Source organism: Verrucomicrobiota bacterium JB022 (genome assembly GCA_030673845.1).
Lineage (GTDB): Bacteria > Verrucomicrobiota > Verrucomicrobiia > Opitutales > Oceanipulchritudinaceae > WOUP01.
Map to the genome: position 1 here is coordinate 144,731 of JAUTCQ010000003.1, position 24,063 is coordinate 168,793.

Below are 24,063 nucleotides of genomic sequence, written 5' to 3' on the forward strand. Positions count from 1 at the left end.
GACAAGGAGGCCCATCTTGCAGACGCCCGATCTTTCCGATTACGGCGCGGTCCAGCGCTACCTCTATGGCCTGCGCCATCACGGCGCCCGCTACGGCATCGACCGCATGCCCCCCATGCTGGCGCGCCTTGGCAACCCGCACCGTCGCTACCCCGTCATCCACGTCGCGGGCACCAACGGCAAGGGCTCGACCTGTGCCATGCTGGAGGCGATCTATCGCAGTGCCGGCAATTGTACGGGGCTCTTTACCTCGCCGCACCTCGTCTACCAAGGCGAGCGTGTGCAGGTAAACCGCCAACGTCTCGGCCACGAAGAGATTGCCGATTACACACGGCAGCTCCAGCCGATTGCCGCTCAAATGGCGGCTGAAGACCCGGAAAGCCACCCGAGCTTCTTCGAGTTCATGACGGCGATGGCCTTTCTGCGCTTCTCGGAAGCTCCCGTCGACGTGGCGCTGATCGAAACCGGCCTCGGCGGCCGCCTCGATGCGACCAACGTCGTGGACCCGGCGTTGTCGATCATCACTTCGGTCAGCTTCGACCATACCGAGATTCTGGGCGACACTTTGGCCAAGATCGCGTTTGAGAAGGCGGGCATCATCAAGGCGGGCAAGCCGGTGGTGATGGGTTGCCTGCCGCCCGAAGCCGAGGCGGTCGTGCGCGCACGGGCCGAGGAACTGGGCTCGCCGCTCTACTCGGTGCGCGAACGCTTTGGGCGTTACGAAGAGCGTTACCCCGAGACGATCCTGCCGGGCGACTTCCAGCGCCTGAACGCGGCCGCCGCCACGCTGGCCGCCGAGGTCTTGCGCGAGCAGTTCCCCGTAACGGACCACCAGATCCGCCAGGCCCTCATGCAGGTGGCTTGGGCCGGCCGTTGGGAACGCCACTCGGCGGGCGACCGCGAGGTGATTCTCGACGCGACGCACAATCCCGAAGGCGCGCGCTTTCTCGATCAGCAACTCGCCCGCCTCGTCCGCCAGACAGGGGTGAAGCCGGTGATCGCGGCGGGCAGCCTGGGCGACCTGCGCGCGAAGGCCCTGCTGGAGGTGATCGCCCGCCACGCCCGCGAGATCGTGCTCATCCGCCCGCACCAGCCGCGCGCCTGCAGCTTTGAGGCGCTCGAAGCGGCAGTGCCCGCCGATTTCCATGGCCGGGTCAGCCGTGGCTCCGTGCGCGAAGTCTTCCCGGTGCCCGGCGTCTGCACCCTCGGCCACCCCGGCGAGACGGTCGTCGTCACCGGCAGCATCTACCTGATTGGCGAGGCGATGGAAGCTCTCTATCACGAGACGCGCATCGGCGAAGAGCTGCTGCAGGACTGATCCCCTTACGCCGCCTTTTGCCGGCGCCAGAGGTAAAAGGCGAGGCCGCCGAGGCCCAAGGCAAAGAGCGCATAGGTCTGCGGCTCGGGCACGGCTTCCACTTCGAGGCCCAGCGTCAGGTCGAGCGTGCCTTGACCAAAAAGCTCACCGTTGAGGAGGGAGGAGGCGAGGCCGTATTGGTCAAAGCGGACATAGACATTGCCGATGGCGTCGCGCGTCAGCAGCTCCGGCGTCGGCAGACCGAAGGCGAGCAGAAATTCCGCCTCCGTAAAGGTGGTGGTGCTGGGAAAGGCGAGCAACTGGTCAAGCGAGTTGTAGAGGTCGACGTGGATCGAGAATTCGAGGTCGTCGCCATTGGTCAGCTCGTTCAGCAGGCCATCGAGGGCGGCGTCGCTCAGGTCGAGCGGCTGGTAATTGCCCAGCGAGAGCGGCATCCGGGGCAAGGTGTAGGTCTCGACGCCGAAATCAAAGGTAAGCCCCACTGCCAGGTTGCTCTGGAAGGCCGCAATCACGGTCGGCGAACCGATGGGGTTCAGCAGTTGCAGGGATTCCTGCGCCGTCAGCATCGGCTCTTCGGCCATGAGCGGGCAGGCGAGGAGCGTGACGAGGGCGAGGTGGGAGCAAATGCGCGGCATGATATCAAAACCCATGCCGCCAATGCCTGGTGGCCGCAACCCAGAATGGTGACGCGCTAGACCAGCTCCTTCAGCCAGAACGACATCGGGTGGGTCGACATGGCGGGCTGGCCGATCTCTTTCCAGTCGAAGTTGGCCTTCAACTCCGGGTGCTTGACGAAACCGAGGCGCTGCCACCACCGGTCGAGCGGGGAGTAGTCTACCGGACGGCGTGGGTGCTCGTCGGGGCGCTCGACTGCGCAAAAACTGGCCCAGCGGAATTTACCCGCCCGGGCTGCCGCCTCGCGCTGCTCAAAAAAGACGCGCCCGGCTCCATACCCTCGGTAATGGGGGTCGAGCACGCTTTCGCCAAAGTAGAAGACCTCCTTGAGGTCGTAGCCGTGGCGTTGAAACGGTTCCTGAAAGTCCGCATCAGCCTCGGCGAGGGGCAGGGCGGTGGAGCAACCCACCACCAAGTCCTTGTCTTTGGCGATGACGAGGAAGCTGCTTTCGCAGCGGGCGAGATGCGAAAGGTATTCGCGCTCGTAGGTCAACCCGCCGTCGTAGAGGTACGGGTATTCCGCGAAAACGCTGATCCGAAGCCGGGCGAGGTCGTCGATATACGGGACCACGCCCTTTCCGGAAACCGTTTCGTAAATCAGCTGCGCCATTAAACCGTGGTGCGGCTAGGCCGTCTGATCGCTCGGCGCGGGCTTCTTCTCTTCCGTTTCGCCGGCCGGTGCTTCCACTTCCTCGGTCGAGGCAGCTTCTTCACTCGGCTGGCTCACTTCGGAGGCGACGCTGACAGAGCTTTCGCTGGCGACGGCGGCTTCTTCGGCCACGGCTTGCTCGGCGACAGGTGCTTCTGCCGTCGGCGCTTCTTCGGCCGGGGTCGGCTCAGGCGCTGCCTCTGCTTCCACCGGGGTAGCGGCGGTCGCTTCCGGAGCGGCCTCAGCGGGCTTCTCCTTCTTCGGGCGGTTGCGCTTGCCGCTCTTGGCCGGAGGCGCGTCGTCATCGTCGTCCGAGCCGTCGATATCGCGCGGCGAGGGGGCGAAGAGCGTGCCGTCGCTGTATTCGATCACGTAGCCTTGGGTGATGAGGTAGCGCAGGTCGCGCTTGAGGGCCATCAGCTGTTCCTTCTCCTCGGCGGAGACATCGGGCTGGGCTTCGGCGGCCTCTTCACCTTCCTTGGCTTCCGGGATCTGCACGCCGAGGTATTCGCGCGGCAGGTCTTTGACGGAGAGCTTCGGGTGGGCTTCGATGAAAGTGATCAGGTCGTTCAGGTTGTCGGCCAGCACTTCGCCGGGCTTGCGGAAGCGGCGCTTGACGGCGCATACGTAGGAGACGCCCTTGCTGCCCTTCTTGTAGACGGCGAAGTTGAGGCGACGCAGGCGGCCGCGCAGGTGATTGGCCGTATCCAGCGGGAAGCGCAGCTGTTGCTCGAGCAGCGTCTCCACCGAGCGGCGGATTGGGTCGCTCGCGGGCAGCAGCGGCAGGTCCTTGCCGAGGAATCGGGCGCTGTAGGCCGGGCGCACCAGCTGTTCCTTACGGTGCGTCACGAGGTAAAAGCGGGCGCTTTCGAGGTCGAGGAAGGTCTTCGGCTCTTCACCCTCGGGCGTACCCTTGAGGGTGTAGCGCTGGGCCTTCTTCATCTGCGCGGTCCACTGCTGGATCGACTCTTCGTCGCGCACCGATTCGATGCGGCTCTTGAAGCGGTCGAAGGGCACGTGGGCCAGCTTGGCCGCGTGGTGCTCCTGGATCAGGGCCGGGTAGCGGTGGTAGTTGGGCGGCCCGAGCAGTTCGCCCGTCATGCCGCACTTGTGGATCACCTGGAAGTTGCCCGAGGGCGCTTCCACTTCCACTTCTTCCACCGAGAAATAGTCGTCGAGGTAGCTCTTGAAGACGTGGCTGAGGGCCTCCTGCTCGCTGAGGAAGGGCAGGCCGTCTTTGACGCAGGCGAAGAGCTGGGCCGGCTCGCCCTGGCGCTGCTCCGGATGCTTCACGAGGCACACAAAGCGCTCGGGCTTTTCCAGGATCAGGCGGGCGATCTCGAACAGCTCGAACGTGCGGTACGAGTTCTTGATCGCGGTCGTCAGCGCCTTGAAGGGGGCGTCATCCGCGTAGAACGTGCACTCGACGATCGGCTGAAACAGCTCGCGTGGCTCCCGGCGACCGCCTCCTTGGCGGCGTTCGCGACGGTCACCGCCCCGTTCACCGCGCTCGCGGCGATCAGGCCGGTCGCCTCGTTCTGCACGCGGGGCCCCACCTTCTTCGCCGCCCTCGCGGGGCGTACGCTCAAAGCGGTCACCACGACGGTCACGACGGGGCGCGCCTTCACGGCGCGGGCCGCCACGACCCTTGCGGCGATCATCCCGGTCACTACGCTCGGTATGGATCGTGACCTTGGGCGTGCTGCCAGAACCCCAGTTAGGGCCCAGCGACAAACTATCCAGTGAGCTCAGATCAAGCGAGCTAGACAGCGACTTTTCCTTCGATTTCCCGGAATCGGACATGGTAAGCACCTCGAAGCGCAAAGCACACGGGGTTTTCTCGGTGAGGTCAAGCATGATAGGGCCAACTTATGGAAGCTTTCTTGCCCACTTGCCGGTGCTGCCCGGCCTCTCAACCGGCCAAAACCTCCAAATGCTTAAAAGTATGAAAAAAGACTTGTCAGCCTTCCTGTGTTATGGATGATCTAGGTTTTTCTCCCAGCGAGAAATCAGTCAATGCTCAGGTGGTGGAATTGGTAGACACGCTATCTTGAGGGGGTAGTGCCGTAAGGTGTATGGGTTCAAGTCCCATCCTGAGCACCATTTTTAGAAAGCACCTCGAAGTAAGCCACTCGATAAACCGGGTGGCTTTTTTCATGCCCGGGCAGGATGGGACACTCTTGATCGCTTCTAGTACATAGAAAGCCCGCAGGTCGCCGGGCGGGCAACTGCGGGCAGTTCGTAAAATGATGCAGAAAACCGTGCGGGGCTAGCGGGTATGCTTGCGACGGCGGATCAGTGCGAGGGCACCGGCGCCGAGGCCGAGCAAGGCTGCGGTGGTGGTAGGCTCGGGCACGGCTACTGTGCCGAGGTCGCCAGCGGTGATGGGCTTGTTCAGCTCGCTCTCGATCGCGTAGGAGTCGACTTTCAGGTAGCCATTGCCGTTCTGGGGCATGCCGTAGGAGCTCCAAGGATAGGTGACGGTAAGGGAGAGCCAGCCATAGTTGTAGTTCCCGCTGTCCCCATCTTCGATGCGGAAACCGATATAGCCGCTTACGTAGCTGGTGGTGTTCCAGTTCGTAGTTCCGCTGTTGCCGCTGAAGTAGCTGGTGGTGGCGGAATTGAAAAGGCTGGCGGCTTCGATGGATGCGCCCTCCGCGAGATAAGCAGGTTGACTGCTGGAAGATGTGTACAAGAATTCCACATTTGCCCCGGTGGTAAAATAGCCCGAGTGGCTGTTGTTGGAGGGCATGTACATCGGTGTGCCGGGGCCGGGCATGCCCGGGTTCGGCATGTAGATGGTCGTGCTGGGGGTATAGGTCCAGCGATGCTCCAGGCTGAAGAGGGTATTCAGCTCGCTGTCGCTCACCGTCAGGGTCGAGCCCACGCTTAGGCCGCTGCTGCTGTCCGTATCCTGGGCGAAAGAATTGACCGGGAAAACGTTGATCGCAGCGTTGGCTTGGGCGACAAGCGCGAAGAGAGAAAAGCCGATGGCAGCGCCAAATGACAGAGAAAAACGTGATTGGGATGAAGTGCTCATGTTGAGCGTAGAGGTATAACCCCTTTTAAATTCGTCAATCGAATTCTCTAACTGGTTAACAGCCTATGGTGTCACCGGCTCGCTAACTCTTTGCCCCCTCATCTCCTGCCCCTGTCGGAAACAGGGGAACTGTCGTTGGTCAAGAGAATGGGAGGCAGAAACAGCCCGAGGCGGCAAAACCGCTGGTGCCTAGCGGGCGCGCTTGCGGCGCAGGAACACGAAGGCACCGGCGCCGAGGCCGAGCAAGGCTGCGGTGGTGGTAGGCTCGGGCACGACTACCCCCATGTCGCCAGCGAGGATCGGCTTGTTCAGCTCGGTTTCGATCGCGTAGGAGTTGATCGTCACGTAGCCATTGCCGTCCAGGGCCGGGTCATATCTGGAGCCCGGGTAGGTGATTGAGATGGATATCCAACCGTAGTTGTAACCACCGCTTTCTACATCCGTGATCCGAAAACCCATGTAGCCGCTGGTGGAACTGGTGGTGTGCCAGGCATTATCCTCCATGTTGCCGGCGAAATAGGTGTCGTTCTTGGAATAGAAAGGGACACCTGTTCCGATGGACGCTCCCTCTTCGAGGAAAGTAGGTGCGCCATACTGGGATGAGGAGATAACTCGCACATTTTGGCCGGTGGTGAAATAGGCCGTGTGGCTGTTTTCGGAATCGCCGTAAATATACCGCCAGGTATGCCGCAGGCTGAAGAGCGTATTCGAGTCGAGGTCGCTTACCGTCTGGCTCGCGCCTGCACTATAGCTGCTACCGCTTAGCGTATCCTGCGCGACGGCATTCACCGGGAAGACCTCGATCGCAGCATTGGCTTGGGCGACGAGCGCGAGGAAAGAAAAGCCGATGGCAGCGCCAAAAGACAGCGAAGAACGTGATTGAGAGAAGATACTCATACCAAGCGCAGGGTATAACCCCTGTGGTATTCGTCAATTAAATTCTCTAACTGTTTAACAGACTATCGCCGCGCCGGATCGCTTACTATTTGCCCACCAAGCCCTTTACTCCGCCGGAGATAAGCGAGCCCACATTAGTCAGAATAATGGGGAGCTGCAGCACGCCGGGGGCCGCGAGGTAGCGCGGCGTCCACTCCGGGTCGAACTTCTCCTTGTAGGCGCGCAGGCCCTGGAAGTGGTAAAAGTGCTCCCCGTGCTCGTAGAGCAGCGCACCCAAACGGTGCCACGTGGGGGCCAGCGCGTGCTTTTCCATCCCCGAGAGCGGGGCCATGCCGAGGCTGAACCAGCTGTAGCCCGCCTTGGCGCCCCAGAGCATCATCTGGATAAAGAGATACTCCATCGTCTCCTTGGGCGCTTCTTCGCCGTAGCGCATCAGGTCGACCGACAGCTCGCCCCCCGCCGCACCGCGCCAGATATTGGCAAACGCCACCACGCGGCCCTCCTTCTTCACCACGCCCAGCGGACAGTGGCTCAGGTAAGCCTCATCAAAGTAGCCGAGTGAAAAGCGCTTCTCCCGCGTCGCCCGCTTGGTCAGCCAGGCATCGGACACGGCCCGCAGCTCCGGTAACAAAGGCGGCACGTCGGCAGGCTCCACCCATTCAAAGACCGCCCCTTCGCGCTCCACCCGGCGGATCGTCTGGCGCAGGCCCTTGCGCGCGCCCCCCTCCAGTGAAAACGTCGTCAGCGGCACGCGGGCCTCTTCGCCCAGCTTGGTCAACGTCAGGCCTGCGTCCAGATACAGGTGCAGATGGCGCGGGCTGACTTCGTAAAACACCGACCACCCACCATGCTGGTCTGCCAGCTCGCGGAACGACCAGATGAGCGCCTCCTTCTCGGCATCGGGCCCCACCGGATCGCCCAAGGCCACCCAACTGCGCCCCTGGACGCCATACATGATAAAGCTCTTGCCCGACGGGCTCCGCAGCAGGGCCTTGTCGCCCAACAGCGCCAGGTGGGCCAACGCTTCGGGGCTGGCGGTGACGACCGGAGTAATTTCCTCGATGGTAGCCGCATCGGCAGGTGTCGTGCGGATCGTACGCCCGCCGAGCAGGCGCCACAGCGCCAGGCCGCCCGCCACCGCCGCAATCGCGACCGAAGCTCGCAGGAAGCGCGGGGCATCGCCGCGGATCGCGAACTGCCACCACAGCTCGTCCCGGTATTGCACATGGCGGTAGGAGAAAAAGCCGAGCCAGATGGCCGCCGCCACCGCCAGCACGATCGCCGCCAGCCAGCCGGGAGAAAATGAAGCGTCGAACAGGGACGAGCGCCGCTGGAAGGCCTCCCGACAAGGCAGCATGAGGCCCAGCATCCCGAGCAGCACGAGCGCTTCTTCCCAATCGAAGCCCTTGAGCAGCGAAAAGAGTGCGCCGCCGGCCAGCAGGCACAGCGTCAAGACGTAGGCCGCATCCATGCGCCGTTGCAGGCCTCGCGCAAGGAAGAGCAGCAGCACGCCGATTACGCTGCCCATCAGGTGAGAAAGCTCCAGCACCGGCAGCGGCAGCACCGAGGTCAGCCACTCTACCCGGCTGCGCACCGAAGGTGTGGCACCCGACGCCAGCAGCACGAGCCCGGCGATAAAAGTCGTCGTGGCAAGAAAACGTGGGGCCACTCGAGGCAGCCAGCGCCCCGCACCCGTCGCCAGCCCGCGCACCCGCTCCTTCTGCCGGTAGAGTTCAAAACCCGAGAGCAGCGCCACCGCGGTCAGCAACGGCAGCAAATAGTAGATGGCGCGAAAGGCGATCAACGCACCCAACACCGCCGGGGCATCCACCGCCTCCGGGCGGCCATACAGCACCACGGTCTCCAACACGCCCACGCCTCCCGGCACGTGACTGATCAGACCGGCAGTCATGCCCAGCACATGCACGCCGATAAAGTCCGGGAACGACCAGCCGGCGGGCATCAGCACCCACGCGACCGACCCCGCCAGCACGACGTCGAGGCTGCCCAGCGCGAGTTGTTGCAGCGCCGTCGGCCACGAAGGCAGGGGCAGTTGCCAACCCCGGATCTTCAAAGGCTCGCGGCGACTCGCGCAGAGGCCCACATAGGCGGCAGCAGACGCCAAAAAGAGCCCGCCGATGGCCTGTAAACTCCCGCCTGTCACCACCCAGTCGGGCGGGAGGTCGACCATGCCGCTGATAAAGAGCCCGCCTGCCACCGCCATCAGGCCGAGCCAGAAGGTGACGCCCGAAAATGTGATCACACGCGCGATCTCGCCCGTGGTAAAGCCCCACGCACCATACATCCGTACCCGCACCGCCGTGCCGCTCACGATCGACAGCCCCAGGTTGTAGCTGAGCACAAAGGCGACAAACGACGTTGCCGCCGTCTTGGGGTAGCCCGGCGACCTGCCGACCTGCCGCAGCGCGAGCACGTCGTAGAGCGTCAAGACGAAGTAGCTTACCCCGGTCAACGCCAGCGCGATGAGCAGCTTGCCCGTGGGGATCGCCTTCAGGTTGGCCACCACCTCCCGGTAATGGTAATGCCGCAGCTCGTGCTGGAGCAGAAACAAAATCGCCACGCCCACCCCCAGGATCACCAGCGAGACCAACCACTTGCGCCAACGCTCCATTGTGTAAGAGTTAATTCGACTTGAAGATGTGGCAAGGGCGAAGGCCGAAGCTTTTGCTGTCCAGAAAGTAAAAGATTGCGTCTGGTGTAGTTGCCCCCGTTTGGCCGACGGCTAGATTTGTAACGCTGAGTAGTTCCTGTTCCTAAGCGCGGTGGGTGGGCTGAGGGCATGAAAAGCTGCTGATCGCCGAGCGATACGGCCACTTTCTCGTCTTGAAGCCGGATAGGCGTAACGAGGGGCGCAGCGGCTGCTTAATAATCCAGGCGACCAATCGGCACACGGTCGACGCCCCTTTCGTGGCCAAAGTAAAGCTGGATAGGAGGTGGCAGCGTATCAACCACGACTCCGTTTCTACCCATTCTTCAACTCGTTCCTCAAGTGGATGGAAACCAGTAGCGGCTACAAGCTCGGCTCGAAACCGTTACGAGAATCGATCGCAATCGACGAATTTACCCCAGTCACGTCCGAGTCGTAGCTGGCTATTTTAGTCTGCCAATCCTCGAATCGGCTCAAAATCAACCCGAAATATGAGCCGATTGCGGGCGCTAATCGGCTCAGGTAGGGCCGGCGCTAGGCCTGGGCGGCGATTTGCTGGACCGCGCGCTCTTCGAATTCGCCCATCTGGCGATACTTCTGGTAGCGCTGCTCGAGCAAGGTCTCGGTGTCGAGGGCCATCAGCTCACCCAAATGCTGGGTGATGGCCTGGCGGACCTGCTGGGTGGCAAAGTCGATATCGCGGTGGGCGCCGCCGAGAGGCTCTTCAATCACCAGGTCGGCGATCTTTTGCTCCATCAGCTCGCGGGCGCCGAGGCGCAGGGCATTGGCGGCCGTCTCCGCAAATTCGCGGCTGCGCCAAAGGATCGCGGCGCAACCTTCGGGCGGGATCACGGAGTAGTAGGCATGTTGCTGCACCAGCAGGCGGTCTACCACCGCGATGCCGAGCGCGCCGCCGGAGCCGCCTTCGCCGATGATCAGGCCGAGCAGCGGCGTCTTGAGGTGGGCCATCTCGCGCAGGTTGCGGGCAATGGCTTCGGACACGTGGCGCTCTTCGGAGCCGACGCCTGCGTAGGCGGCCTTGGTGTCGATAAAGCAAATGACAGGCAACTTGAACTTTTCGGCCATCTGCATCAGGCGCAACGCCTTGCGGTAGCCCTCGGGGTGGGGCATGCCGAAGTTACGCTTGATGTTTTCCTTCACGTCGCGGCCCTTTTGCTGCGCGATGATCATCACCGGCTGCTCGCCAAACCACGCAGTGCCGCCGATCAGGGCCTGGTCGTCGCCAAAGGCACGGTCGCCATGCAACTCCTGAAAATCGCGGAAGATACGGTGGATATAGTCGAGCGCGAAGGGGCGCTTCGGGTGGCGGGCCAGCTGCACACGCTGCCAGGGCGTGAGATTCTGGTAGATATCCCGCTTCGTTTGCTCAATGCGTTGCTCGATCGCGACGACTTCCTTGGAAACATCGAAGTGGTGTTCCTGTCCCGCGGTTTTCAGTTCATCGAGCCGACGCTTCAAATCGCGCAACGGCTTCTCAAACTCCAGAATGAATTCAGGCTGCTCCATGTGCTGCGTAAGGGGAGAACGCTAAACGCTCCACTCCCGCGCTGTCAACCGCTGTGGCGGGGTAGGGGCGATTGGCGAAACGCTTCGGTGGTGTGGGGCGTGCAGAAAAAGGGCAGGATCAACAGTCCGAAGAGGCCGTAGCTCCAGCTTCGGATGGTGTCGTAAAGTTGCACTTCAGGAGGCAACCCTTCCGAATTAGCCAGATCCGCAAACGCCCACATCATCCAGATATAGCCGCCCGCTGCGCCGATCAAAAGCACTCTCGTTGCCCGCAGCGGCAGCAACCCCCCGCGAAGCAGGACGATTCCCCAGGCAGCTGGAAGACTGGCCGCAAGCACCGAAAGAGGTAAAAGCGGGGTTCGTGTTGGATTTGCCAGCGTCGTCAGTGCCTGTGTAGCAACCAAGATAAGCGTGCAGTAGAGGAAAGGAGCTGCCAACAAGGAGCGTGGTTCCGCGCCCAGCCAGGCGAATGCCCGGTCGAGGGTGGACAAGGGCACCCATGGTCTGTCGGGCTTGAGAGGGCTTGAACTCGGACGACCGTTGCGCAAAAACGCTTGTGTGGCAGAGTTGCTATAAAAGAAGGTCAGTAGAAATGGCGGAGGCAGCAAGAGAGCTAAAACTATTGCCGCGCGACCGTTGAGAGCCACGTCTGCTCCTGGGGGGAGGAGGGATATTACCACCGGAAGGTCAGAAAGCGTCGCAATTGCCAGCGCCACTGCACAAACCAAATAGAACCACGCGAGATAACGGAGGTAGCTCAGCGTCATGAAGCTGCCCCGCATAATCAGGATTCCCAACCCGAGATACAGCCCGACATGAAGAGCTGCCATGGGGGCTTGGCTGCCGCCTTCCGGCGCTAGCACGATGAAAGGTGCCCAGTCCGCCAATTCCCAAATTCCATAAGCGGAGACGATGCTGCCAAGTGCAGTGCGCGGGTCTAGGCGCAGCGCCGTGATCAGCCGATCCATAAAGGAGGTAAGTATCATCGGATGGGCGTTGATCAACTAGCAGGCTCACCATTCAACGCTCCGGGGAACGCGCTTCTACTCATCGTCGTCGCGCTGACCGCTGAGTTCGGCTTTCCAGCCTTTGATGCGGGCTTGCGCGCCGTGGTGCTCGGCCTGCTGCTTGTCGCCGCGCTCCATATAAATGCGGGAGAGGGTGGTGTGGATGTGCGCCTGGTCGGGGTCGAGCTTCAGGGCTTCCTGGGCGGCGGCGAGAGCGTCGTCGAGCTGGCGCTGGTCGAAGTGGACCTCGGCCTTGGCCAGCCAGGCATCGAAGCACGCGGGGTCTTGCGCCAGGGCCTGCTCGATGAGCTGGAGGGCCTTGGCGTGGTCCCCCATCGTGAATTCGAAGGTTGCTTCGTCGACCAGTGCGCGCACGTCTGCCATGGGGGAGCACGCTGGGGAAGGCGGAGGCGGGGTGCAAGGCAAACTGTGCCCTGTGGCGCCCATCGGTGCTACTTCCAGCGCTTGATGAATTGGTGGACGGCCTGGGGCGTGATCTTGAGCAGGCGGGCGGCTTCGCTCTGGTTGCCCCGCGACTCGTCGAGCGCTTTGCGGACGATGCGGCTGCGCAGCTCGCTCATGTAGGTTTCGAGCGAGAACTCTTCCGTAAAGTCTGGCAACATGAGCCCGTTGGCTTCGTTGACGTTGGGGGCCCCACCTTCGGTCGAAAGGTCGCGCGGGTGAAGCACTTCGTCGCGGGCGTAGAGGGCGGCGCGCTCGATTGCGGCGTGGAGGTCTTGCAGGTTACGGCTCCACACCTGGTTTTCGAGGAATTCGAGGGCCTCGACGGTCAGGCGCTTGGGGTGGCGCAGCGAGCGGTTGATGCGGGCGAGGAAGTGCAGGGCCAGCTTGGGGATGTCGGTGCGGCGTTCGCGCAGGGCCGGGAGGATGATTTCCCGGTCGGCCACGAGGTCGTGCAGCTCCTGGATCAGCAGCTTGCTGCGCAGGCTGCGGGCGGGTTGCAGCTCGGTGCCGAGGATGAGGCGCACGTTGCGCGGCTGGTCGTCGCTGGATCCTTGGGGGCGCACCACACCATCGCGCAGGTAGTGGACGAGCGCTTCCTGGATGTGGGTGGGCAGGTTTTCGAGGTTGTAAAGGTAGAGCGTGCCGTTGTGGGCGAGGCCCATTTTGCCGTCGTCATCCTGCCGGGCGCCGACGAAGGCACCTTTAATGTGCCCGAAGAGCACGCTGTCGAGGTAGTGTGAGGGCAGGTGGTTGCAGTTGACCCACACAAAGTCGAAGTCGCGACGGTCGCCCATGCGGTGGATGAGGCGGGCGAGGGCTTCGCGTCCGGTGCCCACTTCGCCGCGCAGCAGCAGCACGCCGTCGTGCGCAGCGAGGCTCAGGGCAGCATCGAGGGCCTGGAGGTAGGCTGGGTGATTGCCGATGCAGCCCAGCTCTTCCATCACATACTCCAGCTGCGGCGGCGAAGACTCGCGCAACATGGAGGCGCGCGGGATCGTGTCGAGCCGGAGTTGTTCGATGCGCGGGCCGCTGAGGGGCAGGCGCTGCGAGACGCCTACGCGGAAGACTTCGGCGGGCAGGGAGCCTTCTTCCACCAGCGTCCGCCAGACAGACATGATGGAGTTGCTCTCTTCGTTGCAGGCGATGCGGACGGTGTCGAAAGGGAAGGCGCGGAGTAGCCGGTGCGCCTCCTGGCGCATCTCCTGCAGCAGCTCTTCGCGGTCGGTCGGGTTGCGCAGCGCCAGCGGGCGGATTTCGCAACTAAGCTCAGGGTGGGCCTGATTCAGTGCCGCACGCAGCGTCTCGTCCTGCCCGGCATGGGGGGGCAGCAGGTAGACGATACAGTGGTCGGGCCGTTGGTCGGAGAGAAACGACAGCAATGGACCCGCCTGCTCCTGATGAGCCAGGAGCCCGGGCATATAGGGGTCATGGTGATCTGCGATCGCGAGTACGAGGTCCATGCGGTATCAACTCAGGTTTAAATGCTATAATCTACATTTAAACTGAGCCTCACTTTGCTAGCTATTAGAGGTAGAGTGACGGCTGGCGCGACCGAGGGTGCGTCAAGTTAGTTTTTTCGCAAATCGTTGATTTAGAAGTGGGATGCATGGATAAAGATGAGTGTTTATCTGGCGGATGGAAAGATTGGAGCAAGCTTTTGAGGCGCTGGCATCTCCACCGCGTTCATGTCGCAGGCCATTGTGACCGTGGTGGTTATTGCGTTCGTTATATTGAGTTACGAAGGTCGTTTGGCAAGTCCTGAGAGAGGCTTTCTTCTACCAAATGGATCGGCTTCCAGCTTGCCACCGGCAGGGCCAGTCATCCTCATGGGGAGATGCAGAGTACCGGAGGAGCAAAAACAGCGACGGCCCCCGAGACGGTAGTGGCCGTAAACGAGCTGCTGGAGCTGCGCCGATCGGCCATTCACGGGCAGGGGATCTTTGCCCGGGTGGACATCGCCCAGGGCGCCCGCCTCGTCGAATACGTCGGGGAGAAGATCGACAAGGAAGAGAGCAACCGGCGCGGCCTTGCGCAGTTTGACAAAGCGCAGCAGACCGGCGAGGCCGCTGTTTATATCTTTGACCTCGACGACGAGTGGGACCTCGACGGCGATGTGCCCGATAACTACGCCAAGTTTATCAACCACTCTTGCGAGCCCAACGCCGAGGCCGTCAACGAAGACAACCGCCTCTGGATCTTTGCGCTGGCCGACATCCCCGCTGGCGGCGAAATCGTTTTTGACTACGGCTACGACATCGAGCATTACCTCGACCACCCCTGCCGCTGCGGCACCCCGAGCTGCGTCGGCTACATCGTGAGCCGCGTGCAGTGGCCCAAGCTCCGCCGCATCCTCACCCGCACCCGTGCCGCCCAGAAGCGTGCCGCTGCGGAGAAGGCAGCCCAGAAAACCGCCAAGAAGACGAAAAAGACCAGCCGCAAGGGCACCCGCAAATCCTCATGAAAATCATTTCCTGGAATGTGAACGGCCTGCGCTCCGTGCTCGGCAAGGGTCTGGCCGACTTTATCCACCAAGAGCAGCCCGACATCCTTTGCCTGCAGGAGATCAAGGCCCGGGCGGACAACATCGCCGACCTCGCCTGGTGCGAAGGCTACACGCTGCACTGGAATCCGGCGCAAAAGCCCGGCTACTCCGGCACCCTTACCCTCAGCCGCCAGCCGGTCGAGGGCGTGCAAATGGGGGTCGGCGAGCCGGAGGGCGATGCCGAGGGCCGCGTCGTCACCACCGATCACGGTCGCTTCTACCTCGTCAACGTCTACACGCCCAACTCCAAGAACGAGCTGCTGCGCCTCGACTACCGCACCCAGGTGTGGGATCCGGCCTTCCGCCGCCACCTGCAAAAGCTGGCTGAGGAAAAGCCCGTGCTCTTTTGCGGCGACCTCAACGTAGCGCACCAGGAGATCGACCTCGCCCGCCCACAGGCCAATCGCCGCAACGCCGGCTTTACCGACGAGGAGCGCGCAGAATTCACCCAGCACCTCGACGCGGGCTTTGTCGACAGCTTCCGTCTGCTCCACCCCGACCGTCGCGACGCCTATAGCTGGTGGAGTTTCCGGGCCGGCGCGCGCAAGCGCAACATCGGGTGGCGCATCGACTACGTCTGCATCAGCAACGGCACGCGCGACTGGGTGCAGGAGGCCTTTATCCGCGACCAGACCCTCGGCAGCGACCACGCACCGGTGGGGGTTGTGCTGGGCGCGTGAGCCCACTTGCGGCGCTCGGGCAAATAAGCTACGTTGATGCGTGGCTATAGAATTGCGCGAGTTTGTTGAGCAAATGGGGCAACTGTATCAAGGCGCGCTGGCGCTCTCGGCCGACCGGGACGACGCGCCGGAGCTGACACCGCCGGACTTGCCTGAGCTGAAGGCCGATGCCCCCGTGGCCCTCCTGTTCTCGCCGCACCCCGACGACGAGTGCCTGACGGGTGGCTGGGCCCTGCGCCTGCGCCGCGAAGCCGGATGGCGCGTGATCAACGTTGCCGTGACCCTCGGCAGTCGCGAAGACCGCCGCGATGCGCGTCTGGTCGAGCTGAAGGATGCTTGCACGCACCTCGGGTTCGACTTGTTTCTCGCCGCCGGCAAAGGGCTTGAAAACATCCAGTTGCAGACCCGACGGGATCACCCCGACTACTGGACCTACGCGGTCAACGGCATTGCGCACGTCTTGCGTGAGCTGCAGCCCGACCTCGTTTTCCTGCCCCACACGGCCGACAACCACCCGACGCACATCGGGACGCACGCGCTTGTACGCCACGCGTTGATCCGCTCGCGCGAGGCCGTGCGCTGCTTTGTGGCGGAAACCGAGTTCTGGTCTCCCCAGGAAAATCCCAACGTGATGGTTGAGCTGCCGACCGAAATTGTGGTGCAGCTGGCCGAAGCCCTCTCGTTGCACCACGGAGAAGTGTCGCGCAACCCCTATCACCTGCGCCTCCCCGCCTGGCTGATGGACAACGTACGCCGTGGCGGCGAAATCCTGGCCGGCCCCGGCGGCACCCCGCCTGACATGACCTTTGGCATCCTCTACCACCTGCGCCATTGGGACGGCAAAGCCTACCATTCGCCCAGCGAGCCGGTTTTCATCAGCCAAGGAGCCTCCCCGGAGAGCTGCCTGGCACAGATCGCCGGATAGGGTAGAGGGAGTTCTGTGTTTGGGGCTTTCGTAAGGAAAGCATGGGCGTTAGTTGACGCTTCTGTAGATGATGATCATGATGGCAGAGGTGCCGGAGTGCTGACTCTCCGGCGCGTCTGACGTCAAACCCTGCTTCCTATCACATGAGATCTCTGCTTGTTTCCCTCGCCTGTACGATGCCTATGTTGGCGCAAGCGCGCGGCTTAACCACCGACGCTTACGACTTCGCTGCCCCGCAGTCTATGGCCGCCACCCATGCCGACGGCGGCGTCAACAGCTGGTGGGCCGAGGGCAATATAGGCGTGCCCGAATTTACGGACACGGCCACCTATGGCCAGGCCGGCATCGGCTGGATCAACGACAAGGACTGGCCTACCATCTTTTGCTACACCGATGCCGCCACCGCAGCGCCCAGCAACTACACCACTGGCGGCTACTGGCTGTGGATTGACCGCGCCTCGGGTAACCGCTTTGACGGGTTCTACGCCTACCGTTGGGGTGGTGACTACTACATCTGGGCCGAACCGAACAGCGGCTGGTATTATAGCTACCAAGCCGGCAACGAAGGTTGGTTCCCCTTCGTGCTGCAGCCCTGGTAATGGCCTGAGGCTGGCTCCTGCCTATTCGCCCTCCAAATCGGAGGGCTTTTTTGTGGTCGCCATTCTGGGAGCTTCCCATTGGCAACTGAAACCTTTAACGTCTTCGCGATGGAAACCCTGCTCCTGATCTTTGTGGTGCTGCTGGTCGCGCGTACCAGCGTGCAACTGTGGCTCGACAACCTCAACCGCCAGGAAGTGCGGCGCCACGAGAGCGGGATCCCCGAAGCCTTCGCCGGTGTGATGGATGCCGAGACCTACCAGAAGGCGGTCCGCTACACGCTCGACAAGAGCCGCCTGGGCTCGTGGGAGACGATCTACGATGCGGCGGTGCTGGCCATCGTGGTGCTTAGCGGCCTGCTGCCGTGGCTCTGGGACAGCCTTACGGGCGCGTTCGGGCTCGGCATCTGGGGGCAAAGCGGGGCCCTGCTCGTCATCATGATGCTGCTTTCGCTGCCGGGCCTGCCGTGGGAGTATTACAATCAGTTCAAGCTGGAGGAGCGTTACGGCTTCAACCAGAGCAATGTCGCCCTGTGGCTGACGGACAAGGTAAAGGGCATCGCGCTGAGCCTGATCATCGGCGTGCCGCTGCTGGCGCTGATCCTGTGGCTGGTGGAGCTGTCTCCCCTCTGGTGGCTGTGGGCCTTCATCGCGCTCTTTGCCTTCCAGCTGCTCATGCTGGTGCTCGCGCCGATGGTCATCATGCCGCTCTTCAACAAGTTTACCGACCTGCCCGAGGGCGAGCTGCGCGACCGCCTGATGGCGTTGGCCGACCGCACGGGCTTTGCCGCCAAGACGATCCAGATCATGGACGGCAGCAAGCGCAGTCGCCACTCCAACGCCTTTTTCACTGGGTTTGGCTCTTTCCGCCGCATCGTGCTCTTCGACACCCTGGTCGAACAGCTGCAGCAAGACGAGCTGGAGGCGGTGCTGGCCCACGAGATCGGCCACTATCGTTGCGGCCATATCCCCAAGCGCCTCGTGCTCGCCGCCGTGAGCCTGTTTGGCATGTTTGCCCTGCTCGGCTGGCTGATCGGGGAGGCGTGGTTTGTCGAGGCGTTTGGCTTTACCTATGCCGAGGGTGTACTCGGGCCCACGCTGCTGATGGTCAGCCTGCTCAGCGGCCTCGTCATGTTCTGGTTCAACCCGCTTTCCAACCAGATGTCGCGCAAGCACGAGTACGAGGCCGACGCCTTTGCCCGCCGCGCAATGGACAACCGCCCGGAGCCACTGATCGGCGCCCTGCGTGGCCTGACGAGCAAAAACCTCGGCAACCTGACGCCGCACCCGCTCTACAGCGCCTTCTATTACTCGCACCCCACGCTACTGGAGCGCGAGAAGGCGTTGCGCGAATCTCAGGCGTAACCCTCCATGCTGCGCATCGTGGCCTTGCTGCTTGGGTTGGGAAGTGTCGCAACGCCCGTTCAGGCTGAGCGCGTGCGCGTGGCCAGCTACAACGTGCGTAATTACCTCGTGACCGACCGGCAGGTCGACGGCGAGTGGCGCTTTGCCTACCCCAAACCCGCAGTGGAAGTGGCGGCGCTCCAGCGGGTGATTCTCGAAGTGCGCCCCGATGTGCTGGCGCTGCAGGAGATCGGGCCCGCCTACCTGCGCGAGTTGCAGCGCGACTTGGCGGCGCAGGGGCTCGACTACCCTTATACATTCCAGCTCGTGGCCGACGACGAAGACCGCTGCCTGGCCGTGCTCGCCCGCGTCCCGGTGGTCGAGGCGCGCCTGCACCGCGACTTGCGCTTCCGCTACTTCGAGGGCGAGATCCCGGTCAAACGCGGCCTGCTGGAGGTCGAGTTCCTCGTGCGTGGCGTCTCGTGGCACCTCTTCACCTTCCACCTCAAGTCGCGCCTGACCGAAGACGCGCGCGACCCGGATTCGGTCCTGCGGCGCGGGGGCGAAGCCGAAGCCGTCGCGACCCTCTTGCGGGAGCGCTGGCCGGAGGGGCAGGGGCGCTTCATCCTGCTCGGCGACGCCAACGACGACTACCGCAGCCCTGCGCTTGAGCACCTGCGCGGCCCGGCGCTGGCGCCTCTCGCCCAGCCGATTCCCGCGCGCGACAGCCGGGGCGAGGTGTGGACGTATTTCTCCAACTGGGCCGATCGGTATGAGCGGATCGACTACGCGCTGCTGTCCGCCCGCCTGCAGCCGCACCTCGTAACGCCCGACGCGAGGCTCTTTGACGGCCCGGATAGCATGCTGGCGAGCGACCACCGGCTGCTGTTCCTCGATCTTCAGTTCCCCGAACCATCGGTGGCACTTGAAAAGGAGACGATTCTTACCGATCAGTAGTGCCATGGGTGCCGCCAACCGTCCGCCAGTCGAGCCTACACCTCCACCGCCGAGCGCCGTGCGCCGCACGACCACGCCCGAACCGGCGGTAGACCGGGCCGTCAGCATGCTGCGGATGTCCAAAGCCACCCAATACTCGCTGATGGGATTGGCCGCGGCCTGGCGCGAAGAAGCTTCATTTCGCTTCGAGGTGATCCTCGGCATCATGCTCTTCCCGGCAGCCATCTTCCTGCCCATGGGCCTCGCATTCAAGGGCCTGCTCTGCGCCAGCATGTTTATGGTGCTGGCGATGGAGTGCATCAACAGTGCGGTCGAGGCCTGCGTGGATTATATTTCGGCCGAGCGGCACCCGCTGGCCAAGCGCGCCAAAGACCTTGGCAGCGCCGCCGTGTTTTTTTGCCTGCTCAACTGTGGCAGCCTGTGGGTTATTGCCGTGGTCGAGCACTGGCAGCGCTGGTTTGCGATCTGGCGCTAGTTATTTGCGGCGGCGCCAGAAGGCGAGCCCGAGCACTGCAACGCCCGCGCCCATGGCGTAAGTAGAGGGCTCCGGAATCGCAGCAAAACTGACCTCGGAGAGCATCGTCCACTGGGAGTTTCGGGTGAAGGAGACGCTCAGGGTATCGCTCAGGACGTAAAAACCCGAGAAGGTGGTGGCTACGGTCGAGCCACTTCCACTGGGGTTGGTGACGTTGAAGGTCTGTGAAAAGTCCGCGCCGTCGGAGATGGTGACGGTGCTGGGCATGCCGACCCCGGCCGCATTGTCGCTGTCGGCAAAGAAGGCCGTTACGGAGTAGAAGACCTGCGGTTCGGCAAAGCTGAAGGTGATGGAGGAGTCCGTATTGAGCCAGCCCACGAGGGGTGCGGTCTGGCCCGACATATTGATGCCGTTGCCCCAGGCAAGCGTGATGTCGACGCCGTCCGTCAACTCGGTGCCTCCGGTATCGGGATAGCTGCCAGAGGGGGCAACCGAGTAGGAATAGCTTTCGGGGATGACAACAATAGCCGCCGCGTTGGAGACGAGGGCCAGCAAGGCCGCACCAGTGAGAAGAGAGACTTTTAGCATCGAAAAAGAGATAAGAGACGCTTCTCAAGTAGGATAGATACGCTGTTTCGACAAGCGCGAAGGGGGTGAAAACGTCGTGGGGAGTCGCTTTTACGCCTTACTGACGTTAGCATGCCTCTCAGGCCGCTAAAAGGTTGTCGCAACCTTCCAGCCGGTGGGGCTCGACCTTTGCGCAAATTGTTCTACATTATGTAATCGTGCCCTCTACCCCTCTCTATGACGACGAGCCGATGGACGCGCTGGACTTTGATTGGTGCCAGGCGGCGGAGGCTTTGTTGCGGGAGGTGCCGGTGGGGCAATGGGAGCGGCAGGCGCTGGCTTGGCTCGAACCGCGTCAGGCCGAGCCCTGGGTTGTCGCATGCTCCGGCGGGGCCGATTCTATGGCGCTGCTGTTGCTCACGTGGGCGGCCTTCCCCGAGGCGCGCTCGCAGCTGATGGTCGTCAACTACAACCACGGGCTGCGACCGGAGGCGGAGGAGGAAACGATTTTCGTACGCGGGATCGGTGCGGCGCTCGGCATCAAGGCGCTGACCAACCAGGAGGTGCCGGTGTGGCCGGAGACGCCCTCCGAGGCCCAGTTGCGCAAGGTGCGGTTCGACTTCCTGCGCGCCATCGCCAACAGCCATGGGGCGACCAATATCCTGCAAGGGCACCAGGCCGACGACGTGCTCGAAAGCTTTTTGCTGCGGGCAGGGCGGGGGAGCAGCTTGCGCGCGCTGACCGGGCCGCGCCCGTTGGAGACTTTTGCCGAGCAGCCCGCCCATGTGCGCCCGTTGCTCACCGTGCCGCGCGAGCGCCTGCGCGAAGCCCTGCGCGCGCTCGACATTCCTTGGCGGGAAGACCAGAGCAACCGGGACGCTCGCTATCGCCGCAACCGCGTGCGCGAAGAAGTGATCCCCGTCTGGCGGCAGGCCTTGCCGCACGAGCCTTTGGCCGGGGTGCTGGCAATCCGTGAAGAGCTGGCCGACGCCGAAGCTGTCGTCGAAGCTGCCCTCGACGCGGTGCCGGTCGACTACGATGCGCCGGAGCTGTGCGCGCGCGCCTTTTCGAGCCAGACGGCTCTGCGCCGTTGGGCGCTCCAACGCTGGCTGCACCGTCAGGATCTGGGGGAAACCGTCACCCGTGCTGCCCGGGCTCAACTCCTGGAGGCGTGGATCCGCCCGGTTGACCTGACGCTCAGTTTTGGCCCGACGGTGTTGAAGGCCGGGCACGGCAAGCTGACCCGCCTGACGCCTCGGCTGCCATGCCCTCCCGCTTCGCCCTTTGACGCTTGCCTGGCCAGTGGAGCCGTTTGCTTCCAGCCCGACGGCCGCGTCACCGCCGTCCATGCGCAACGGGTGACGCCTCAACTGTGGGAGCGCTTCCGCCAACGTGGCGTTGAAGTGCAACGCGAAGCCTGGATCCGGGGTTTACCGGATACTGTCGTCCAGGTGCGTAACTGGCAGCCCGGCGACGCCTACCGTCCGCTGGGCGCACCCGGGCGCAAAAAGCTGCAGGACTGGTTTACGGACCGCAAGATCCCGGAGCGCGAGCGCCACCGCCTGCCTGTGTTTCTCAACGCGCAGAACGACCTCCTGTGGGTGCCCGGCCTTCCGCCGGCCCAGGTCGCCTGCCTGCAACCACAAGATGTTTGGGCTCTAAAATTGACTTACTGCCCAAGCTCAGCTGATTATAACCTATTTTCCCATGCCCGAGAATCCGAACAATCAACGGAATAAGCCACTGCGGGGTGGCGGACAGTTCAAGATGCTCACCATCTGGATGATGGTGATCGGGCTGATCGTGATCCTGCTGTACACCACCAGTCAACAGAAGTACGTGGAGACCAAGACCTTGACGATAAATCAGGTCGTGGAAGCCGCTCGCCAGGAAAGCAGCCCCGTCAAATCGGGTGTGCTGCGCCCGGAGCCCTCCAATGGTTACATGTGGCACGAGATCACCGGTACATGGGAGGAGGCTGGTCAAGACCCCCAACAGTTTCGCGCCACCGGCCAGTTGACGGAGAACAACCTCGCCGCCTTGCAGGCCACCAATCTCTTCAAGGAAGAAGCGCCCAACCACCTCTGGAGTTCGGTGCTCGGCTTCTTGCCCTTCCTGCTGATCTTCGCCCTTATCTACATCTTCTTCGTCCGCCAGATCCGTCAGGCCGGGCGCGGAGCGATGAGCTTTGGCAAGAGCCGCGCCCGCATGCTCACCCGCGACCGTGAGAAGATCACGTTCAAGGACGTGGCAGGCTGCGACGAGGCCAAGGAAGAAGTGGCCGAGATCGTCGAATTCCTGAAAGACCCGAAGAAGTTCCAGCGCATTGGCGGTCGCATCCCCAAGGGTGCCCTGCTGGTCGGCCCGCCCGGCACCGGCAAGACGCTGCTGGCCCGCGCCGTGGCCGGTGAAGCCGATGTGCCCTTCTTCAGCATCAGCGGTTCGGACTTTGTCGAAATGTTTGTCGGCGTGGGCGCGGCCCGCGTGCGCGACATGTTCGAGCAAGGTCGCAAGAATGCCCCCTGTATCATTTTCATCGACGAAATCGACGCCGTCGGTCGCCAACGCGGCGCCGGTCTCGGTGGCGGTAACGACGAGCGCGAGCAGACCCTGAACTCGCTGCTGGTCGAGATGGACGGCTTTGACGGCCACGAGGGCGTCATCATCATGGCCGCGACCAACCGCCCCGACGTGCTCGACAACGCGCTGATGCGCCCGGGCCGTTTCGACCGCCAGATCGTGATCGACCTGCCGGACCTGACGGGCCGTGAGGAAATTCTTCGCGTGCACGCCAAGAAGATCAAGCTCTCCAGCTCGGTCAACCTGGCCGAAATCGCGCGCGGCACCCCCGGTTTCTCCGGCGCTGACCTCGCCAACCTGCTCAACGAGAGTGCCCTGTTGGCTGCCCGCCGCAACAAGAGCGAAGTCGACCGCCTCGATATCGACGATGCGCGCGACAAGATCGCCTATGGCCGCGAGCGTCGCAAGCTGATGGACGACGAGGATAAGCGCATCACCGCCTACCACGAGGCCGGTCACGCCCTCGTCCAGGCCCTGCTCGACGACCGCAAGCTCAAGCTGCACAAGGTCACGATCATCCCGCGCGGTCGCGCGCTCGGCCTCACCATCGCCACCCCGGTCAAGGACATCCTGGGCCTCTCCAAGCAGGAGCTGATCAACCAGATCTGCTTCGCCATGGGTGGCCGGATCGGTGAAGAGGTGGAAACGGGCGACTTCTCCAACGGCGCCGCCATGGACATCAAGCAGGCCACCAAGATCGCCCGCCACATGGTGTGCGACTGGGGCATGAGCGACCTTGGCCCCATCGCCTACGGCGAAAATCAGGACCAGGTGTTCCTCGCCCGCGAGATTACCCGCAACCAGAATTACAGCGAGGAGACCGCCAAGCGCATCGACGCCGCGATCGCCGAGATCATCAACGCGCAATTCGAGCGCGCCCGCGAGCTGATCTCGGCCAACAAGGAGGCGCTCGAAAAGGTGGCCGAAGCGCTGCTCAAATACGAGACGGTCGAAGCCGTGCACGTGCATGAGATCATCAAGTATGGTGAGATTCGCACGCCCGTGATGGCCCAGCACAACACGCCGCCGCCCAAGCAGGAAGAGCAGAAGAGCAAGCCGCCGAAGGCCAAGGAGACCGAAAAGGAAGATCCCGACCTGCCCGGTGCCGAGCCCGCGCTCGCCTAAAACGCAGACTTTTTATTCCAGCCCGT

Annotated in this window: 21 protein-coding genes and 1 tRNA gene; 11 read left to right on the forward strand and 11 right to left on the reverse strand. The window is 62.9% G+C overall.

All coding sequences use genetic code 11. From position 1 onward, the window contains the following. Positions 1-16: 16 nt before the first annotated feature. Complete coding sequence (locus Q7P63_02290) at positions 17-1,318, forward strand: folylpolyglutamate synthase/dihydrofolate synthase family protein (protein ID MDP0498906.1); 1,302 nt, start codon at positions 17-19, stop codon at positions 1,316-1,318. Positions 1,319-1,323: 5 nt separating this feature from the next. Here the strand turns inward: Q7P63_02290 and Q7P63_02295 are convergent, their stop codons facing one another. From Q7P63_02295 to Q7P63_02305, 3 genes are read right to left on the reverse strand one after another with little or no spacing between them, the layout of a single operon-like run. Beyond that, a complete protein-coding gene (locus Q7P63_02295) occupies positions 1,324-1,968 on the reverse strand; it encodes a PEP-CTERM sorting domain-containing protein (protein ID MDP0498907.1) in 645 nt (214 codons plus the stop codon). A gap of 41 nt (positions 1,969-2,009) precedes the next feature. Continuing rightward, positions 2,010-2,603: a GNAT family N-acetyltransferase gene (locus Q7P63_02300; protein MDP0498908.1), complete on the reverse strand. Its 594-nt coding sequence runs from the start codon at positions 2,601-2,603 to the stop codon at positions 2,010-2,012. A gap of 15 nt (positions 2,604-2,618) precedes the next feature. Further along, on the reverse strand, positions 2,619-4,376 hold the full coding sequence (locus Q7P63_02305; GenBank protein ID MDP0498909.1) for a hypothetical protein: 1,758 nt from the start codon (positions 4,374-4,376) through the stop codon (positions 2,619-2,621). A gap of 284 nt (positions 4,377-4,660) precedes the next feature. Between Q7P63_02305 and Q7P63_02310 the strand changes: the two genes are divergently transcribed. After that, positions 4,661-4,745 (forward strand) — tRNA-Leu (locus tag Q7P63_02310). A gap of 166 nt (positions 4,746-4,911) precedes the next feature. Here the strand turns inward: Q7P63_02310 and Q7P63_02315 are convergent. The 7 genes from Q7P63_02315 to Q7P63_02345 form a co-directional block, all read right to left on the reverse strand. Next, on the reverse strand, positions 4,912-5,682 hold the full coding sequence (locus tag Q7P63_02315; protein MDP0498910.1) for a PEP-CTERM sorting domain-containing protein: 771 nt from the start codon (positions 5,680-5,682) through the stop codon (positions 4,912-4,914). Positions 5,683-5,871: 189 nt separating this feature from the next. Beyond that, positions 5,872-6,579 carry a PEP-CTERM sorting domain-containing protein gene (locus tag Q7P63_02320; GenBank protein MDP0498911.1) on the reverse strand — a complete coding sequence of 236 codons (708 nt, stop codon included), beginning with the start codon at positions 6,577-6,579 and terminating at the stop codon, positions 5,872-5,874. Between the two features lie 85 nt (positions 6,580-6,664). Continuing rightward, on the reverse strand, positions 6,665-9,211 hold the full coding sequence (gene mprF / locus Q7P63_02325; GenBank protein MDP0498912.1) for a bifunctional lysylphosphatidylglycerol flippase/synthetase MprF: 2,547 nt from the start codon (positions 9,209-9,211) through the stop codon (positions 6,665-6,667). A gap of 570 nt (positions 9,212-9,781) precedes the next feature. Further along, the gene (locus Q7P63_02330; GenBank protein ID MDP0498913.1) at positions 9,782-10,774 is read right to left on the reverse strand and encodes an acetyl-CoA carboxylase carboxyltransferase subunit alpha; all 993 of its coding nucleotides are present in this window, start codon (positions 10,772-10,774) and stop codon (positions 9,782-9,784) included. A gap of 44 nt (positions 10,775-10,818) precedes the next feature. Next, positions 10,819-11,760, reverse strand: a complete 942-nt coding sequence (locus Q7P63_02335) for a hypothetical protein (GenBank protein ID MDP0498914.1) — start codon at positions 11,758-11,760, stop codon at positions 10,819-10,821. A gap of 57 nt (positions 11,761-11,817) precedes the next feature. After that, entirely contained in the window at positions 11,818-12,165 is a 348-nt protein-coding gene (locus Q7P63_02340) for a tetratricopeptide repeat protein (GenBank protein ID MDP0498915.1), read from the reverse strand. Between the two features lie 68 nt (positions 12,166-12,233). Further along, on the reverse strand, positions 12,234-13,706 hold the full coding sequence (locus Q7P63_02345) for a sigma 54-interacting transcriptional regulator (protein ID MDP0498916.1): 1,473 nt from the start codon (positions 13,704-13,706) through the stop codon (positions 12,234-12,236). A gap of 374 nt (positions 13,707-14,080) precedes the next feature. Between Q7P63_02345 and Q7P63_02350 the strand changes: the two genes are divergently transcribed. From Q7P63_02350 to Q7P63_02380, 7 genes are all read left to right on the forward strand, one after another. Further along, positions 14,081-14,707, forward strand: a complete 627-nt coding sequence (locus Q7P63_02350; GenBank protein ID MDP0498917.1) for an SET domain-containing protein-lysine N-methyltransferase — start codon at positions 14,081-14,083, stop codon at positions 14,705-14,707. After that, positions 14,704-15,468, forward strand: coding sequence for an exodeoxyribonuclease III (locus Q7P63_02355; GenBank protein MDP0498918.1), 765 nt, complete (start codon positions 14,704-14,706; stop codon positions 15,466-15,468). The genes Q7P63_02350 and Q7P63_02355 overlap by 4 nt, the downstream gene beginning before the upstream one ends. A 40-nt stretch (positions 15,469-15,508) precedes the next feature. Then, positions 15,509-16,393 carry a PIG-L family deacetylase gene (locus tag Q7P63_02360; GenBank protein MDP0498919.1) on the forward strand — a complete coding sequence of 295 codons (885 nt, stop codon included), beginning with the start codon at positions 15,509-15,511 and terminating at the stop codon, positions 16,391-16,393. Between the two features lie 182 nt (positions 16,394-16,575). Next, on the forward strand, positions 16,576-16,992 hold the full coding sequence (locus tag Q7P63_02365; protein ID MDP0498920.1) for a hypothetical protein: 417 nt from the start codon (positions 16,576-16,578) through the stop codon (positions 16,990-16,992). A 108-nt stretch (positions 16,993-17,100) separates the two neighbouring features. Further along, positions 17,101-18,354 (forward strand): M48 family metallopeptidase, encoded by a 1,254-nt coding sequence (locus Q7P63_02370; protein ID MDP0498921.1) that lies wholly within the window; start codon positions 17,101-17,103, stop codon positions 18,352-18,354. Between the two features lie 6 nt (positions 18,355-18,360). Further along, positions 18,361-19,290, forward strand: coding sequence for an endonuclease/exonuclease/phosphatase family protein (locus tag Q7P63_02375; GenBank protein ID MDP0498922.1), 930 nt, complete (start codon positions 18,361-18,363; stop codon positions 19,288-19,290). Positions 19,291-19,294: 4 nt separating this feature from the next. Next, a complete protein-coding gene (locus Q7P63_02380; GenBank protein MDP0498923.1) occupies positions 19,295-19,765 on the forward strand; it encodes a diacylglycerol kinase in 471 nt (156 codons plus the stop codon). Here the strand turns inward: Q7P63_02380 and Q7P63_02385 are convergent, their stop codons facing one another. After that, positions 19,766-20,353 carry a PEP-CTERM sorting domain-containing protein gene (locus Q7P63_02385; GenBank protein MDP0498924.1) on the reverse strand — a complete coding sequence of 196 codons (588 nt, stop codon included), beginning with the start codon at positions 20,351-20,353 and terminating at the stop codon, positions 19,766-19,768. 197 nt (positions 20,354-20,550) lie between these two features. On the opposite strand from Q7P63_02385, the gene tilS reads away from it, so the two are divergent. Together tilS and ftsH are read left to right on the forward strand one after the other, a co-directional pair. Next, a complete protein-coding gene (gene tilS, locus Q7P63_02390) occupies positions 20,551-22,071 on the forward strand; it encodes a tRNA lysidine(34) synthetase TilS (protein ID MDP0498925.1) in 1,521 nt (506 codons plus the stop codon). Next, entirely contained in the window at positions 22,040-24,037 is a 1,998-nt protein-coding gene (gene ftsH / locus Q7P63_02395) for an ATP-dependent zinc metalloprotease FtsH (GenBank protein MDP0498926.1), read from the forward strand. The genes tilS and ftsH overlap by 32 nt, the downstream gene beginning before the upstream one ends. Positions 24,038-24,063 lie beyond the last annotated feature (26 nt).